This is a genomic window from Streptomyces sp. NBC_01190 (assembly GCF_045039895.1).
Taxonomy (GTDB): Bacteria; Actinomycetota; Actinomycetes; order Streptomycetales; family Streptomycetaceae; genus Actinacidiphila.
This window is the reverse complement of sequence record NZ_CP108580.1, coordinates 4365958-4383254: the sequence shown is the minus strand read 5'-3', so window position 1 is coordinate 4383254 and position 17297 is coordinate 4365958. Positions and strand designations below refer to the sequence as shown.

The following is a 17297-nucleotide window of genomic DNA, read 5'->3' as shown; positions in this document are numbered from 1 at the left end:
CCGAAAGGCCCCAACCCGGCCTCAGGCCGGCCCCCTGAAGGCCCCAACCCGGCCCCGGGTCAGCCCCGTTCACTCCTGGCGGTCGACCCGCCGCAACCCCTCGGCCAGGACGGAGAAGTACGGCTGCGCCCGCCAGGAGTCGTAGTCCCGATCACGATGAGGCGGCGCTTGGCGCGGCTGACCGCCACGTTGAGCAGGTTGGGCTTGCCGGCGGCCCAGCGCCGGGCGCCGCCCGCGTCGGGGTGCGTGCCGAGCACGATGATCACCACGTCGGCCTCCTTGCCCTGCGCCGTGTGCACGGTGCCGACCCGGTTCCACGGCACCAGGTTCCCCAGCACCTTGGCCGAGCGCGTCGCGACCTCACGGAACGGGCTGAGGACGTAGAGCTGGTCACCGGTCAAGCCCTTCTCACGCAGGCTCTCGACCGCCTCGACCACTGCGCGCCCCTCTGCGGCGACCCACTTGCCTTCCGCTTCCGCCGACCGCACATGCCACCAGAAGCTCTCCTGCGGCGGCCGGAAGTCGCCCCGGTCGCCGACTCCGTGCACCATGAGACCGCCGTAGGCGATGGTGTTGCTGACGGCGAACATCGGATCGTCGCAGCGGCGATGGACGCGCAGCGGTGCGCCGACCCACACCTGCGTCGAACCGTCCGGCAGCGACGCGGGCAGCGTCGTACCCCAGCGTCCCAAGCGGTCCGCCACCTGCTGCGCCGACGTCCACGACGGTGCCCACTCCTGCTCGACGCGCAGATGCTCGCGCAACCGCTGCTGAGCGGTCCACGGCAGCACGACCACCGGTTCGAGTTGCAGCGGGTCACCGACGATCACCGCGCGGCGCGAACGCCACAGGGCTCCCACCGGGCTCTGCGGGGACGCCTGCCCGGCCTCGTCGACGAACAGCCAGCCGAGATCCTCCCGGCCGAGGCCGGCGAACAGCCGGTCGTAGGAGGCGAAGGTGGTGGAGACCACCGGGACGGTGAGGAAGAGGGTCTGCCATGCGGCGCGAACTGCGGCCGGCGGCAGGTCCTTCGGCGCGCTGCCGCCGACGACCTCCATGGCTGCCTGGAGGTTCTTGCGCATGGTGTCGCCCGCCGCGCTCAGAAAGGCCCGGTGCAGCCGCAGCGCCGCCAGGAAGAGCCGGGTCCGAGCCTCGGCGAACTCCTCGTCAGCCCAGGGCGACGACGTCTCCCGGCGTTCCACCGTCCGCGGATCGGCCTCGGCGGTGAAGTCCGCGGCGTCCGGCATGTGCCGGCCCCACCGGCCCCGCGCTCCCCTGACGTCCTGCTCGACGGCCTCGACCGCCGCGCGCCGGGTTTCCGCGGCGTCCACGAGTCGCTGCGCCCCGGCCACCGCGTCGTCGGCGGCCTGGTAACGGGCGCGTGCCGCCGAGCCGTCCTGAGCGGCGCTTTCGACGCCGGCGCAGAGGCGTTCGTACTCCTCCTGCCAGACCCGGTTGCTGCGTCCGCCGGTGAAGACGCTCTGCAGAAGGCCGGGTTGGGCCGCCTGGTGGTCCCGGCGGCGTTCGCGGCATATCTGCTCGGCTGCCGCCAGGCGTTCGACCTCCCCACCTGCTGCGGCGACTTGTTGCCGTAGCCCGGGTATGTCCCGCGCGGCAGCCTCGGCATTCCTGACCGCCTCGGCCAATTCCGTACGCGCGTCGGTCAGTTGGCTCAGCGCCTGGGCCGCCCGCTGCCGCCGGTCACGAAGCTGTTCGACCTCGCGCCTGGCGGCTTTGAAGCGCCGTACCGACTCCGCCCAGTCGACCACCGGGGCAGGCCGGCCGCCCTGGCCGCCGCGGCCACCCTGCCCGCCGAGTACGTGCCACAGGCCCCGCCCGGTCTGCGCGGACCGGCCGGACGGGCCGGACGGGCGTGCCGGGCCGGACGGGCGTGCCGGGCCGGACGGGCGTGCCGGACGCGTCAGACATGCCGGACGCACCCGATGGACCGGCCGGCGCGTTCGTGCGCGCGGTTCCCCACCAGAAGCGCGGCACGAACTCGCGGCGGTTCTTGCGGTTGCCGAGCCGGGCCGCGATGGCTCCCCAGGCCGGCTCTCCCCCGAGCATCAGGCCCGCCTGCTCGGCGAAGTAGTCAGCCGACTCGGCCTCCTCGTGCCATTGGGGCGCGATGGCGGCGCGGGACGGGATCTCGTCGGTGATGTTCTCCACCGCGCCGTTGTTGGCCGAGGCGATCACCATCTCGTAGCCGGTCAGTTCGGGTACCAGCTCACGCACCGTCCGCGCGTACTCCTCGCTCCGCCAGGTGTACGTCTTGCCGAACGCCGCCTGAGGGGAACGTAGTTCGGCCAGTGCGCCGGCCCGCTGGGTGACCAGCGCGGCGATGACGTCCCGCAGCATCGTCGTCTTGCCGGTGCCCGGCGGCCCGTTCACGGAGAACACCCCGCCGGCGTCCGACAGTTCGCCGAGCAGCCGGTTCACCGCGAACTGCTGGCTGAGCACCAGCGACCGGTCGGACGCCGACGGCCACCTGCCCAGCGGAACGTGTCGCGGAGCAACTCCGGCGAGCACCTGCGCCGGGTCATCGCGTACGTCGGTACGTCGCCCGGTGTCGATCCGGTCGGCGCCGGTCAGATAGTCCTCAAGTGCCTTGCCTACGCGCCCTTCGCCGAGTTCGTCGGCGACCCGGGCGAGGTCGTCGGCGATGAAGCTGTTGAGGAAGCCCTCGCTCGCCGTCTCGTCGGCACGGTCCTTCCTGACCTGCACGCTCGACACCCGCGCGGCGTCCGGGGCGAGGTCCGCGGTCACCTTTAATCGCCCTGCCAGCCAGGCGGTGAGGGCGGCGATGCCGTCGAGGGTGACCGGGCACGTGCCGAGGTTGGCCGGCGGCTCCTGAGCGTCATCGGGCCCGGCCGAGCCCCCCGCCGAGCCCGCCGGTGAGCCGAAGCCCGCCGAGTCCGCCGGGTCCGCCGGGTCACCGCCCTCAGCCGTACCCGACTCCCCCTCCTCCCGGCCGCGCAGCCGGTCGAAGGTCCCCTGCGCGAGGCTCTCCACGGTCTCGCCCACCGCCGTCTGCGCCGCCTGCCCTACGACGCCCCCGATCGCCTCGCCCACCAGGCCGTGGGCGAGCACGCCAAGGCCCGAGACCAGCCCGCCGGTCACCGAATCGGCGACGAGCGTCCCGGCCATGGCGAGCAGGCCGCCGGCGCCGGCCCGGCCACCCCGTACCTTGCGCCTGCCGTCGCCCAGGTCCAGCATCCGCTGCTCGCACGTCGCGGCCTGGTCGTCGAAGCCGTCGAGCCACCTCGGGTCGGCGGGCCCCGGGGTACGGGTGCGACCGACCGCCCAGGCACACGAGGAGACGCGGACGGAGTCCTTCAGCAGCAGACCGTCCTGGTCGACGGTGAAAGACATCAGGGCACTCGATCCGCTGAGCCTGCTGTCCCGGTCCTCGGCCGCGGCGTCGGGGAAGACCTCGGCGAGCACGTCGCGCACCTTCTCGACGGCGAACACCCCGCAGTAGACGGTGTGCTGCCAGGTCTGTCCGGAACGCAGTGGCGGCAGTCCCGTCAGGTCCTCCCAGGGCAGGGGCCGCCCAGGCTGGACGGCGAACACCTGCTCCCTCGGCCTGACCTCGGGCACCTTCTGCGGAGCGAACAGCTCGACCGCCCGCCAGAACCGCACCACGCCGGCCATCCGCCGCCGCTCGCCGGACCTCGCCTCCACCAGATCGCCCCCGCCCCTCGAAACCGCGTAGGGCGGCCACCCTAGTCACCGAGCGGTACACGGGGCGAGGTTTTGCCCTCGGCCGCCCGGTGGGGCCGCGGACGAGCGCGGCGGCCACCATCCCGTCCGCCGGGATCCCGGCCACCGCGATCCCGGCCACCGCGATCCCGGCCACCGCGATCCCGGCCGCGCGCCAGGAGACGAACCCGGGGACCCTGTCGACGAGCACCCCGCCCCCGCACCGCCGCGGCCGCGCCGAGCCGCGCGTGGGCCGCGACCTCGGTGGCGCCGAGGGCGACGACCGCGCCACCGGACGTGTCGGCGGACGTGTCGCCGAACGTGTCGGCGGTCAGCCGTACCCCGGGGTCGAGCCCGCGCGGCAACCCCTCCGAAGTCGCCCTGGCACGCCGCCGCCAGGAACGCGTGGACCACCTCGCGCCGGCCGCTGACGGAAGGCGGCGACCGCCCCACCGCCCGTGCGGGCAGCGGGGCGGACGCCCGGGCGCGGCGCCCGGTGGATCAGTGGTGCCCGTCCCCGGCCAGGACGCACACCTGGGAGCAGGCGACGGCCGACGAGGGCTTCGAGGTGGCCGGCACCGTGCCGGCCGGGCCCCGCGCGGGGAGGAACGTCGCGCTGGCGGTGTTCGTGAACGGCAGCGCGTTGACGACCGAGCTGCAGTAGACCTGCCTGCTCGCGCCGGCCGGCAGGTCGAAGACGCCCGCGGCGAAGTGGCATCCCGGCTCCGCCGGGTCGTTGACCGTCACACCCAACGCGCCCATCGGCCCGGAGTTGGCGACGGTGATACGCCACTGGACGACCCCCGGCAGGTGGGTCAGGCCGACCGGACCGGCCTTCGCCCACGGTCCGCCACCGCTGAGGCTGCAGTGCGGCGACGGCCCCGGGGCCACGCAGACCTCCTTGTTCACCGACACGTGCGGCCCGCACAGCTCCCCGGGATCGACGTCCAGGGACACCGTGGGCGAGGTGAACGCGCCGGTGCCGTCGGAACCGGTCGCGGCGTCGGCGACCTTGGTCACGCCGCAGTCGGCGGCGACGACGGTGCGCAGGCACACCTGCGGGTCGTCGCCCTCGAAGGCCACCGTCAGCCCCGGGTGGTTGGTGTCGGTGAAGTCGCCGGTGCCGGTGAGCACCAGTTGGACGGTGACCGTGATCGACGGGTGCTGCGCGGCGGAGACGCCGGTGAGGTCGACGCTCCCGTCCGGCTCCAGCGGGGGCGCCGCGACGACGGCGCCGTCCGGGTCGGTCACGGAGACGTGGGAGTCGGCCAGGTCCGCGTGGCTGACGTCGAAGTCCTCCAGTCGCGCCCGGGTGTACCCCCGGACGTGTCCCGCCGCCCCGTCGCAGTAGAAGTCGGCGGGGCTCAGGGTGACGGAGGCGCCGCTGTGCACGCACGGTGAGGCGCCGGTGGCCGGGTCCATGGAGAACAGCACGCCGGCGTCACCGAGCCCGATCAGGCAGCGGGTGGTGGCGTCGTAGGCGTAGCCGTAGTCGCGTGTCGTGCCGCCATTGACCGACGGGTGGCCGGCCGGCGCGGGGAAGCCCGCGCACGGCTGGGCGTGGGTCCAGCTCCAGCACAGGGTGTCGCCGGGCAGCGGCCCGCCCCACACCGCGAAGTAGCTGCGGGTGTCGCCGCCGGCGGCGACGACCTCCGGGTTGAACACCAGCGTCCCGGAGGGCAGGCTGTCCAGGCCGGTCGCGGCGGGCGCGGCCGGGGTCCCGTCCAGGGCGTAGCAGAACGTGGCCGGCACGCCGCCGCTGTCGGTGGTGCAGACCTTGGTGGGGGCGCCCCCCGCGTCATAGGCGGCGAAGGCGTTGTACGTGTACTGGCCGTTGCTCGACCCCGCCGGGTGCGGCGTGGTCCAGCCGGCGCACACCGCGCCGGTCGCCGGGTCGAAGCAGCCGAGCGCGGGCGGTCCGTTGACAGTGGAGGCGGTCTGCGGCGCGGACGACGCGAACACCTTGCCCGCGGCGGTCACCATGGCTCCCTGGTAGAGGGCGTACGTGGACCCGGGCAGGTCGTGGTTGGCCGGCACGATCGCCGCGAAGGGCTGGCCGGCGCAGGGGGCCCGGTCGGCGAGTTCCATGCACAGGACCTGGCCGGTGCTGGCCACGCCGTACACCTCGCCGCCGACAGCCACGATCCCGGCCAGGCCGTTGGCCCGGGAGGAGGCGCCGTCCGAGGCGAGCAGCGGGACGTAGCCGCAGTTGGCGCGCGCGCTCATGTCGAGGCATCCCACGCCCACGGAGGACGCGGTGACCGCCGGGTAGTAGACGGTCCCGGGCCGGGCGGGATCGGTGACGTACTGCGGGGTCAGCGGGCTGTAGACGTCACCTGTGGCGCCGCTGCCGAGCGGGCCCGCCGTGGTGTTGAGCGGCCGCGGCCAGGGTCCGCCCGCGCACGGCTCCCCGGTGGACAGGTCGTTGCACACCACGATGGGGGCGGCCGGGCCGGTGTGGTGGTAGATGTTCCACGCCTCTACGTCGCCCGAGGGCGCGCGGTACAGGATCGGGGTGAACCCGTCGCCGCCCGTGGAGCGGGCGGCGGCCTGCACCGGCGGCAGCAGATCGCCGCGCAGGGAGGTGCCGGCGCCGCTCACCGCGGGATGGGAGGCCCGCACCGCCACGGTGGCGGCGCCCTGGTCGGCCGGCCCGAAGCTCGTTCCGTCGGTGGACCACGAGGGGGTCCAGCCGGGCGGCACGTGCAGCGAGCCCGGTACGTACGACTGGGCCGCGCCCGCCCCCTGCACCGGGTCGGTGATCGTGACGGGGGACGGTCCGCCGGTGGCGGCGTTGTGGTAGCCGACGGCCCAGTTCAGGGTGTCGCCGTGGTCGGCCGTCGGCCGGCCGGGCCGGTTGACGTCGCTGACGGTCTTGGTCAGCGAGGAGGCGCCGGCGTCGGCCGCCGCCCGGGTGGCCAGGGGCGGCGCCGATCCCACGGCGACCGCCAGGAGCGCGGCGCCCAGAGCGACGGCCGCCTGACGTAACGGGGGCCGGTGCCGGGTGTCGGACAAGAGGGATCTGAACACAGATGTGCCCACCTTCGTCTCGGACGGGCGGACCTCTCGGCGAGTCCGCCGGATCACCGTAGGGACGTGCGGTGGGCTGGTCATCCTATTAAGCCGAATCGGTCAACTAATGAGAGCAATTGATATCGTGTGAGCCCTTTCACCCGACTACCGCTTCAAGCCGATCGCCCGCTGGCGGCTTCTGTCGCCGCGCTCCTCCACGCGCGCGGGGCGCGTACCAGCGCGTTCGTTCTGCGGCGCTCCGCCGCCGGCGACCTCACGGCTCAGCCCCGGAGGCGCGCGGGCGAACGCCGCGCAGGCGGGTACTGATCGTTTCGAAACGAGGTTCGCGGGCGGCGGAGGCACCGGCCCGGCGGTGGGCCGGGAAAGCGCGGGGCCGCACCGCGGAAGCGCCGACCCCCGGCTCAGGCCCCCTTGACGGGGCTCCCCGCGCCGCCGGTGCCGATGCCGGTGCCCAGGTCGGCATCGACATCGACGCCGCTCTCGTCGAGAAACCCACCCGACTGGTGCTGCCACAGCTTCGCGTACGCGCCCTCCGACGCGAGCAGCTCCTGGTGCGTGCCCTGTTCCACGATCCGGCCGCGGTCGAGGACGACGAGCCGGTCCATGGTGGCGACCGTGCTCAGCCGGTGGGCGACCACCAGCGCCGTACGCCCCGCCATGAGCTGCCACAGCGCCTCCTGGACGAGCATCTCGCTCTCGGAGTCCAGCGCGCTCGTCGCCTCGTCCAGCAGCAGGATCGGCGCGTCGCGCAGGACGGCGCGGGCGAGGGCGACCCGCTGGCGCTGTCCGCCGGAGAGTTTGACGCCGCGCTCGCCGACCATGGTGTCGAAGCCGTCCGGCAGCGTGTCGGCGAACTCCGTGACGTGCGCGACCTCGGCCGCGCGGCGGATCTCGGCGGGGGTGGCGCCCGGCCGGGCGAAGGCGATGTTGTCGCGCAGGGTGCGGTGGAACATCGCGGGGTCCTGCGGTACGTAGGCGATCAGGCCGCGCAGGTCGGCCTGGCGCAGCCTGCTGATGTCCTGCCCGCCGATCAGGATCCGGCCGGCGTCCACGTCCGTCATCCGCAGCAGCAGCCGGGTCAGCGTGGTCTTGCCGCCGCCCGAGCGGCCGACGAAACCGAACTTCGCGCCGTTGGGCACGGCCAGTTCGAGCCCCTCGAAGAGCGGTTCCGCGCCCTGGTGGGCGAAGGTCACCCGCTCGAAGCGGACATCGGCGGGCCGGGCGAGCAGCGGCTCCGGCGCGGCCGGGTCGAGCACGGTCGGCGGCGTCAGCAGCAGTTCGGTGAACTGCGCCGCCTCCGTCATCGAGCTCTCCAGCCGGCGGTAGATCTGGTTGAACTCGAACATCACCCGGGTGGCGTTGGTGTAGTACGTGAAGGCGACCACGACCTCCTCCACGCCGTGCCGGCCGCCGCCGAGTGCGATCGCGAGCAACAGGCCCAGCGCGTTGGTGAACACCGACAGCGGCGCGACCAATGTGTCGATGCGCAGGTTGCCGTAGTCCCAGGAGCGCAGGGTGAGCCGCCGCGACTCGGCGACGCGGGAGCGGTGTTCCGCGGCCTCGTCCGCTTCCGCGGCGAACGCGCGGACGGTGTCGATGTTCATCAGGCTGTCGGCGACATGGCCCGCGACCCGGGCGATCGCCTCCTCACGCCGGCCGACGAGCGCCTGACGGCGGCGGATGAGGGGCGCCACGCCCACCGCCGTCAGCGCGATCATCGCCAACAGCCCGACGACGAGCAGCGGTTCGTAGCTCCACAGCACCACGGAACCGAAGATCAGCGGTACGAAGCTGCCGACGACCGAGAAGGTCAGCGTGTCGAGGAACTCCTCGAAGCGGGAGGCGAAGCTCAACACCCTTTTGGTGAGCGAGCCGGCGAAGTTGTCGTGGAAGAACGCGGCGTCCTTGGCGAAGAGCCGGTCCATGCCGATCACGTACAGGTGCTCGATGCCGAGGGCGTCCACCCGGTTGAGGCAGTGCAGGCCGACGCGCCACAGCGCCTCGGCGAGCAGCAGGACCCCGGCGAAGGCGAGCACGTACGGCAGCACCGGGCCGACGGCGAGGCCGGCGCCGCCCCCGGCGTGTGCGTCGTCGGCGATCCGGCCGACGAGCTTCGCGACGACCAGCGGCGCGATGTAGTTGATCCCGATGTTGCCGAGCGCCGGCAGCAGCATCGCCGGCGCCGCGAGCCACCGGAGCCGGGCCAACTCCCCTCCGTAGTAGCGCAGTGCGAGGACCACCGAGCCTCGCCCCGGCGAACTGCCGCGCGCTTCAGGCGTTCCCATCCCGTCCTCACCCTGCCTGCTCCACGACGGCGCCCCCGCTCCACCGCCGACACATTACGTAATCGGTTCGTCACCGAAAGACCGGAACCCGCAGTCTCCCGTGCGGACGCGTGCGGCGTCCAAGCGTTTTCGCCCGGCGTTGACGTTTCCGGCCCCAGCGGCCCCACCACGATCGGTGAAACGGTGGAAAGTCACGCGGGATCGGAGAAACAGCACTTTTCGCGCCGAGGGTTCACCCGGGGTCGGCTCGGCGTTCACCCTCGGCCGGGAGGTTCCGGGTATGACTTCACGATTGACTTCACGATCCTTCTCCCGCAAGCGCGCCCGGCTCGCCATCGCGATCGGTGCCACCGTCGCCGTGGTGGGCGCGGGCACGGTCGCGGCGCAGGCCCATGGCTGGCTGTCGGCGCCGTCGCACGACTTCGGCGCGAGCGCCGACTCCTTCTCCGGCCACGGCACGGTGACCGGCGACGTGCTGCGCAACGACCCCGGCGCGACCGCCGTCGTACGGCACACCGACCCGTCCGACGGCAAGGTGGCGGTCAACGCGGACGGCACCTTCACCTACACACCCGACGCCGGCTTCAAGGGCACGGACACCTTCACGTACGCGACCACCGACGCCGTACGGCTCTTCCAGGACACCCGGGCGAACGGCGCCCCGCTGCCGCCGCTCGCGGAGGTCGCCGGGCCCGGTGGCACCACCACCCGGATCTCCGGCGAGGGCTACGGCTCGTCGCTCGCCCCGGTGCCGGGCCACGCCGGCTACTTCTACGGACTCACCGACCGCGGTCCGAACGCCGACGCCCCCGACGGCAACAAGTCCGAGATGGTCCCGGACTTCACGCCCCAGATCGGCGAGTTCAAGCTCGTGGGCGGCAAGGCCGAAATGCTCAGGCAGGTCACGCTGAAGGGGCCGAAGAGCCTCGGCGGCGTGCGGTACAGCGGCCGCCCGCCGCACGACACCAGCGAGGTGATCGACGACGTCGCCGCCACCAACGCGGCCGGCGGCAAGCCCACCCCGATCGCCAGGGATCCGTACGGCTACGACTCCGAGGGCCTGGTGGCGCTGCCGGACGGCACGTTCTGGGTCTCGGACGAGTACGGCCCGTACGTCACGCACTTCGACGCGAGCGGCTACGAGTTGGGCCGGCTGACCCCGTACCGCGACAGCCAGGACAACGCGTCCCACAAGATCGTCGGCTATCTGCCGGCCGAACTCGCCTTCCGCGCCAAGAACAAGGGCATGGAGGGCCTGACGATCACGCCCGACGGCTCGACCCTCGTCGGTGTGATGCAGTCCGCGCTCCAGCAGCCGGACCTCGGCAGCACCAAGGCCGCCAACGTCTCGCCCACCCGCATCATCACCATCAACCTGCGGACGTACCAGACCAAGCAGTATCTCTACCTGCTGGACAACCCGGCGAGCACGGGGGACGCGGGCAGCGAGATCACCGCGCTGTCCAACACGAAGTTCCTGGTCGACGAGCGTGACGGCGGTTTCGAGCCGTTCGCCCAGAAGACGCTCGACGAGGTCGACATCAACGGCGCGACGGACGTCAGCGGCCTGACGATCGGCGGCAAGTCGCCCGAGGCCTTCGTCGGTACGGACACCACCAACGCGGCGCTCACCGCGCTCACCGGGGCCGGTGTCAACGTCGCGCAGAAGCAGCCGTATCTCAACGTGGGCGCGCTGGTGAGCCAGTTCGACCCCAGCGGTGCGTTCTTCGCCCACGACAAGGTCGAGGGCGTCGCCACGACGGACGCCGGCAAGACGCTCTACCTCTCCAACGACGACGACTTCGGCATCGACACGATCGCCGTCGACCCCGACGGCACGTGGACCGTCCACCAGAAGGTGCTGCCGCCCACCGGCCGGAGCGACAACGGCGAGATCCTGAAGGTCGACACGACGAAGCTCCCCGCGGTCATCAAGACCGTCACGGTGACGATCCACGTCCGCTGACCCCTCCCCCTCACCCCCACTCACCCTTTCCCCTCCCCCGCCCCCTCCCGTCGGGCCCGCCCACCCCCGTGGGCGGGCCCGACGGGCGAGCGGTTCGTACGACCGGCTCGCCAGGGCGCGCTGGGAGCCGTCCCGGCGGATGAGACACCAAATGGTGTCCATTGACACTCGGTTGCCCGTGCCCCCAAGATGTGCAGCATGCTCACGACGCACCCCGGTGTGGTGTGCCGCTACGTGGACCTGCGGCGCACTTCCAGCGCTCTCTGTTGCTGACCACTCGCCGCGCACGGCCCGCCGGCGTCTGACCGCTCCTGGCGGTGAGAGCCGTCCGCCGTACGACTGAGCCGCGCTCGCGGCCCGCGGTTTCCGAGCAGCTCCGAGCAGTTCCCGAGCCCACCGTTTCCGGGCCCACCGTTTCCGCGTCGCCGCCGCCGCGCACCGGTGCGTCTCCTTCGCCGGCTCCGCCTCCGCGAACACGCCCGGCCTCGCCCTGCCTTGGGCGCGGCGCGTCTGTGGCGTGCCCACGACCCGTACCGGCCACCCCCTCCGCCTGAGCCCGAGCCCGAACCCGCCCTGCCGCGCCCCGCCATGCCCCGCCGCCCCGGCCGGGCGGGCCGAACGGAACGCGCTGCGCGCACTGCTGCGCACCTGAGCACACCTGACTCCTGGGAACCCTCAGACCCCTGAGACACCCAGCGGCGCCCCACCACACCTCGGAGAGGGAGACACATGTCCCGCAAGATCCACCTCGCCCTGCACCCCTACGGCGTCGGCGGCCCCGGCCAGCACGGCCTGTGGAAGGACCCCCGGGTCGCCAAGAACGCCAGCATCGACATCAACTACTACATCCGCCAGGCCCAGGCCGCCGAACACGCCCTGTTCGACGCCCTCTTCATCGTCGACAGCCAGTTCATCAACGCCACCTACCCGGCGCACTACCTCAACCGCCTCGAACCGCTCACCCTGCTCGCCGCGGTCGCCACCCACACCAGGCACATCGGCTTGGTCGGCACCGCAAGCTCCACGTACAACTCCCCCTTCAACCTCGCCCGCCGGTTCGCCTCGCTCGACCACATCAGCGGCGGCCGGGCCGGCTGGAACGTCGTGACCAGCTTCGACAGCGGCGCGTCCAAGAACTTCGGGCTCGAAGAACACCTCGACTACGCGACCCGCTACGGCCGCGCGCTGGAGTTCGTCCAGGTCGCCCGCGGGCTGTGGGACTCCTACGAGGACGACGCCTTCCCGGCCGACGTGGCGCGCAACATATTTCTCGACCCGGCCAAGCTGCACGCGCTCAACCACACCGGCGAACACCTGAAGGTGGCGGGCCCGCTCAACCTCTCCCGCTCGCCGCAGGGCCAGCCGGTGATCTTCCAGGCCGGCGTCTCCGAGGAGGGCCGCGACCTCGCCGCGCGGGTCGCCGAGGGCATCTACGCCCCGGGCGGCTCGCTGCGGCAGGCCCAGGACTACTACGCCGACATCAAGAAGCGCACCGCCGCGTACGGCCGCGACCCCGAGCACATCAAGATCTTCATCCACGGCAGCCCGATCGTCGCCGCCACCGACGAGGCCGCGGGGCGCCGCGAGCGGGAGATCTTCGAGGAGGACGACGATTTCGACCGCAACCTGGCGCTGCTCGGCCGCTCCTTCGGGGCGTACGACTTCAGCCGGCACGACCTGGACGCGCCGTTCCCCGACGTCGCGCACCTGGCCGAGAAGGGCGGGCGGACCGGCGCGGCGCGGATCATCGAGCGGGCCGCGGCGGACGAGCTGACCTTGCGTCAAGTGGCTGAGTCGCTGCGCGAGTTTCGCCGCTCGCCGTTCGTCGGCGCGCCGCGGACCGTCGCCGACAGCATCGAGGAGTGGTTCAACGCCGGCACCTTCGACGGCATCAACCTCGCCTTCCGCACCGACGACGAGGTCACGGCCTTCGTCGACGGCGTGGTGCCGATCCTCCAGCAGCGCGGGCTGTTCCGCACCGAGTACGAGGCCGACACCCTGCGCGGCAACCTCGGACTGCCCGTCCCGGCCAACCAGTTCACCCGCGAGCCGCAGCTCGCGAACGACTGAGGGCGGGGTCATGACCGAACCCTCGCCGGCGGGCGGCCCCTCGTTCAAGCTCGGCTTCCTCACCCACGTCCAGGGTCGCGGCGACGGCTGGGCCCGGACGTACCGCCACGCCCAGGAACTCTTCGTCGCCGCCGACGAACTCGGCTTCGACGTCGGCTGGGTGGCTCAGCACCATGTGGGCCTGGGCGGCGGCGGGCTCTCCTCGCCGTGGCCGTTCCTCGCCCACGCGGCCGCGCGGACCCGCCGGATCCGGCTGGGCACCGCCGTGACGACGATCCCGCTCGAAGATCCCGTCCGCCTCGCCGAGGACGTCGCCGTCGTCGACACGCTCAGCGGCGGGCGGGTCGAACTCGGGGTGGGCAGCGGCGCCAGCGACACCGAGTACGCCGCTTTCGGCAAGGACCTCGGCCGACGGCGCGAACTGACCACGGAGAACCTCGCGTTGGTCCGCCGCACGCTGGCGGGCGAGGAGGTCCGTACACCCGGCTTCCGTATCCAGCCGGCGCCGGGCGACTTCACCGACCGGATCTGGCAGGGCGTCTTCAGTGAGGCCGGCGCCCGGCACGCCGCCGCCGCGGGCTCGAACCTGCTGCTCAACCGGGCGGCCTACGGCTTCGACGCGCCCACCGACGAGGTGCAGCACCCGTGGGCGGACGCCTACCTCGCCGCCTGGGACCAGCCGCGCCGCCCGCGGATCGGGCTGTCCCGGTTCGTCTTCCCCGCCAAGGACCGGCGCACCGCGCTCAAGCAGATCGGCGACGACGTGCACCGCGCGGCCCTCCGCTTCGCCGCCCGCGGCGCCTTCCCCGAGGGGCCTGGACCGCGACGAGGCGCTGCGCCGTTTCCACTCCTTCTACGGCCACCCCGACGAGATCATCACCGCCCTGCGCGAGGAGCAGGTCCTCCCGGTGGCCACCGATCTGATCACCCAGTTCAACCCCGCCGTCCCCGACCACGACGCCGCGATCCGCGCCCTCGAACTGATCGCCACCGACATCGCCCCCGCCCGCGGCTGGAAACCCACCCCGGCCAACCAGCCGCCCGACCCCGCACCATGAGGTGATCCCCCACCACCCGCTGGTCGGCCGGCGGCATCCTCCTGCCGCCGGCCGACGGCGTCCAGTTGATGTGGGCCGTGTGGCCGCGGCCGGCCTGGACGGTCGTGGTGTCGCCCCAGTTGAAGGCGTACGTGTAGCTCACCAGGAGCCACTCGCCGTTGGTGCCGTCGAGCGTGAGCCGCACCTTTCCGGTGCCGTCCGCCGACGCCTTGACCTCGACGGTCTTGTCGCTCTGGCGGCCGAGCGTGGTGACGGAATAGCGCACGATCGGGCTCTTCGCCGGCGAACCGGGGCGTGCCGCTGGATGTCCGGGAACCCCGAGCCGGGGCCGCGGGGTTTCCGCCGCGTCGCGCCGGTCGCCGGTCGGCGACGTCAGCGGAATCCATTGACCGCGCGGTGCCGGGCTTTATGAATTCACAACTCCAGCTTAAGCAGGAGCTGTTATCAGAGATCATGCGGCAAAAAGTCGTTGGACCTTTTGCAGGGCTTTACCCTTGACTGGCTTCTGGGCCCGTAGTTGAATTCTACTTGCTAGCAAAGGATAGCAAGGGAATGACCGGGAATTCCGTCACCCACCGGGCGCCGCACCGCCCAGGACCCCGGTGACCGGCATACAGCGACCGGAGTCCGTCGCCGCGCCGCCGCGCCGTGTCCGTAGGCCCGCCCCTGCCCTCGGCGGGCTCCCGGCACCCGACTCGGCACCCGCCGCGGGCGCTTACCGCGACTTCCCAGACTGCCCGGTACGGCCCGCTACTGCCCGGTACCGGCCGGTACTGCCCCGGCACACCCCGCACCTCCTGCACATCCCACCCCGGATACGAGGAGACAGCGTTGGCTACCGAAATCATCCGTGGCGCCTCGCGCGGCCGCGACTGGCTGCGCGGCAACGACCAGCCCTACAGCGACGAGATCCCGCTGGTCGCGTCGACCAGCGAATTCCAGGGCGGCGGCCAGTACGGCGTCGAGGTCCCCGTGATCAACTCACTGAAGGTGCTCGAACAGACGGTGGACCTCCTCAAACGGGAGGGCCTTCCGGTCACCCGCTTCAACGAGACGCTGGGCGCCTTCCTGCTCTCGGACAACGAGGTCAGGGAGATGCTCGACGTCTGCCGGGAGAACGGGGTGGGCATGATGTTCGCCCTCGGCCCCCGGCCGGAGTACGACCGCAAGGCGTCCTTCTACCGGGGCGGCTTCGGGGGCTCCCAGGGCCGTCGCGTCAACAACAACGACGCGCTCGCCGTCACGGCGGACGAGGCGATCCGGCTCACCGAACTCGGCTGTCGCGGCCTGATCTTCTACGACCCCGGTGTGCTCCGCATGCTGCGCACGATGCGCGAGCAGGGTGTCGTTCCGGCGGAGACCCAGTTCAAGGCGTCCTCGCACTGCATCGTTTCCAACTCCTACACCTCGCAGCTCTACGCGGAGAACGGCGCGGACAGCGTCACCACGATCCACGACAGCGGACTGCCGGTGCTCCAGGAGATGCGCAAGCACTCGCCGAACCTGGTGCTCGACATCCCGACCGACGTCTACGGGCAGAAGGGCGGGTTCATCCGCTTCACCGAGGTGCCGGAACTGGTGCAGATCGCGGCCCCGATGATGCTCAAGCTGGGCGCCAGCGCCCAGGGCCACCCGGCCGACCCGGTCACCCAGGCCACCGTCGAAAAGCGGGTGCAGCGCGTCGCGTTGGGCCTGGAGCAGCTGGAGCGGTCCGGGGTGAAGGCCAGCTACATCGGTGACACCTCGCTCCAGCGCGCGCTGCCCGTCAAGGCCTGACGGCTCCGCCGCACCGACCGCGGCTGGCCCGCCCCGGGACCGCGGGACGGGACAGCCGCGGCCAGCCCCGCTCAGGGCCCGTACCGGCCCGCACACCGCGGTGCCCGTGCTGCCGAAGTGACCGTAGCCACACACAGCGCCACATAGCCACACATAGCGACCCGCAGTGACCGTAGCGACCCGTAGTGAAGGAGCCCGCCGCCACCATGGATTTCACATTCACCGAAGATCAGGCGCGGTTGAGGAGCGAAGGGCTCAGCCTTGCCGGGCTGGTGCCCCCGCCGACGGATCTTCCCCGCTACCGTGTCGACGGGACCGTGGTCACCGCCCTGGCCGGCAAGGGACTCGGCGGTGTCGCGCTGCCGGTCGGCGAAGGCGGGCGCGGCCTCGGCATCACCGAGGTCTGCGCGCTGTGGGAGGGGTTGGGCGAGGGCGCCGCGGACGCCGCCACCCTCCTGGCGCTGAGCGCGCACGCGCTGCTGACCGCCGTACCGCTGTGGAAGCTCGGCACCGAACAGCAGCGGCGGTACCACCTGCCGCGGGTCGCCGACGGCAGCCGGCTGGGGTCGCTCTCGCTGCGCGAACTGGAGGGCGGTTCCTCGCCCGCCAACCGAGCGGTGACCGCGAGCCCGCTGGCCGACGGCGGTTGGCTGATCGACGGCGCCAAGGACCAGGTGCTCAACGGCGGCCACGCGAACCACTTCCTGGTCACCGCGGCCACGGGCGACGGCGTCGCCTCCGCCTTCGTGCTCGACCAGGACCTGCCGGGACTGCGGATCGAGCAGACCACCGACGGCCTCGACCGGCTGGTCCTCTCCCACGTGCCCGTCCCGGCGGACGCGCTGCTCGGGACCCCGGACGCCGCGTACCGCGAAGTGCTGCCCCTGCTGCTGGCGTTGGACGCCACGGCGGTGCTGGCCCCCTGGCTCGGGGTCATCCGGGCGCTGGCCGACCGGGCCCAGCGCGCCGCGCTCGAAGGCCGCCTCTTCGACCGGCCGGTGGGCCGGTTCCAGAACGTCCGGTTCGCCATCGCCGACATGCGCGCGCAACTGGAACTCAGTACGGGTGTGTTGTACCGCGCAGCCTGGGAGCTGGACCAACTGGCCCAGCCGGGGCGGCAGGACGCGGCCGTGTCCCGGCTCTTCGTCACCCGCGCCGCGCGGTCCGCCGTGCACGCGGCCGCCGAAGTGCTGGCCCTCGCGGGCCGGTTCCCCGATCCGGTCACCGGACGAGCCGCCTGCGATGTCGCCCGGCTGGAACTCGCGGGCGGCGGCGCCGGCCAGGCGCGCTCGGCGGTCGCCGCGTCGCTGCTGAGCCTCGGCTGAGCGCCGGCTGCCGCGCGGCGCCCCCGGGCCGGCGCCGCCCGGATCCGCCCGCACGCGCCCGCACCGCCTCGCCGCCCCGCCG

General features: G+C 72.6%; 9 protein-coding genes. 5 read left to right on the top strand and 4 right to left on the bottom strand.

Annotated elements, in window-relative coordinates; genetic code table 11:
- Nucleotides 1-59: 59 nt before the first annotated feature.
- The 4 genes from OG519_RS18270 to OG519_RS18255 all read right to left on the bottom strand — a co-directional run bounded on the left by OG519_RS18270 (nucleotide 60) and on the right by OG519_RS18255 (nucleotide 9020).
- Nucleotides 60-1769 carry a DEAD/DEAH box helicase gene (locus OG519_RS18270; protein WP_405584843.1) on the bottom strand — a complete coding sequence of 570 codons (1710 nt, stop codon included), beginning with the start codon at nucleotides 1767-1769 and terminating at the stop codon, nucleotides 60-62.
- On the bottom strand, nucleotides 1702-3684 hold the full coding sequence (locus OG519_RS18265; RefSeq protein ID WP_405584841.1) for a hypothetical protein: 1983 nt from the start codon (nucleotides 3682-3684) through the stop codon (nucleotides 1702-1704). The genes OG519_RS18270 and OG519_RS18265 overlap by 68 nt, the downstream gene beginning before the upstream one ends.
- A 519-nt stretch (nucleotides 3685-4203) precedes the next feature.
- Entirely contained in the window at nucleotides 4204-6732 is a 2529-nt protein-coding gene (locus OG519_RS18260) for a hypothetical protein (protein ID WP_405584838.1), read from the bottom strand.
- 404 nt (nucleotides 6733-7136) lie between these two features.
- Complete coding sequence (locus tag OG519_RS18255; RefSeq protein WP_405584835.1) at nucleotides 7137-9020, bottom strand: ABC transporter ATP-binding protein; 1884 nt, start codon at nucleotides 9018-9020, stop codon at nucleotides 7137-7139.
- Nucleotides 9021-9312: 292 nt separating this feature from the next.
- On the opposite strand from OG519_RS18255, the gene OG519_RS18250 reads away from it, so the two are divergent.
- The 5 genes from OG519_RS18250 (at nucleotide 9313) to OG519_RS18230 (ending at nucleotide 17215) form a co-directional block, all read left to right on the top strand.
- Nucleotides 9313-10986: an esterase-like activity of phytase family protein gene (locus OG519_RS18250; RefSeq protein WP_405584833.1), complete on the top strand. Its 1674-nt coding sequence runs from the start codon at nucleotides 9313-9315 to the stop codon at nucleotides 10984-10986.
- 729 nt (nucleotides 10987-11715) lie between these two features.
- Nucleotides 11716-13056: an NtaA/DmoA family FMN-dependent monooxygenase gene (locus OG519_RS18245; RefSeq protein ID WP_405584830.1), complete on the top strand. Its 1341-nt coding sequence runs from the start codon at nucleotides 11716-11718 to the stop codon at nucleotides 13054-13056.
- Between the two features lie 10 nt (nucleotides 13057-13066).
- Nucleotides 13067-14119 carry an LLM class flavin-dependent oxidoreductase gene (locus OG519_RS18240; RefSeq protein ID WP_405584827.1) on the top strand — a complete coding sequence of 351 codons (1053 nt, stop codon included), beginning with the start codon at nucleotides 13067-13069 and terminating at the stop codon, nucleotides 14117-14119.
- Between the two features lie 826 nt (nucleotides 14120-14945).
- A complete protein-coding gene (locus OG519_RS18235) occupies nucleotides 14946-15890 on the top strand; it encodes a hypothetical protein (RefSeq protein ID WP_405584825.1) in 945 nt (314 codons plus the stop codon).
- Nucleotides 15891-16096: 206 nt separating this feature from the next.
- Nucleotides 16097-17215 carry an acyl-CoA dehydrogenase family protein gene (locus OG519_RS18230; protein WP_405584822.1) on the top strand — a complete coding sequence of 373 codons (1119 nt, stop codon included), beginning with the start codon at nucleotides 16097-16099 and terminating at the stop codon, nucleotides 17213-17215.
- The last annotated feature ends 82 nt before the right edge of the window (nucleotides 17216-17297 follow it).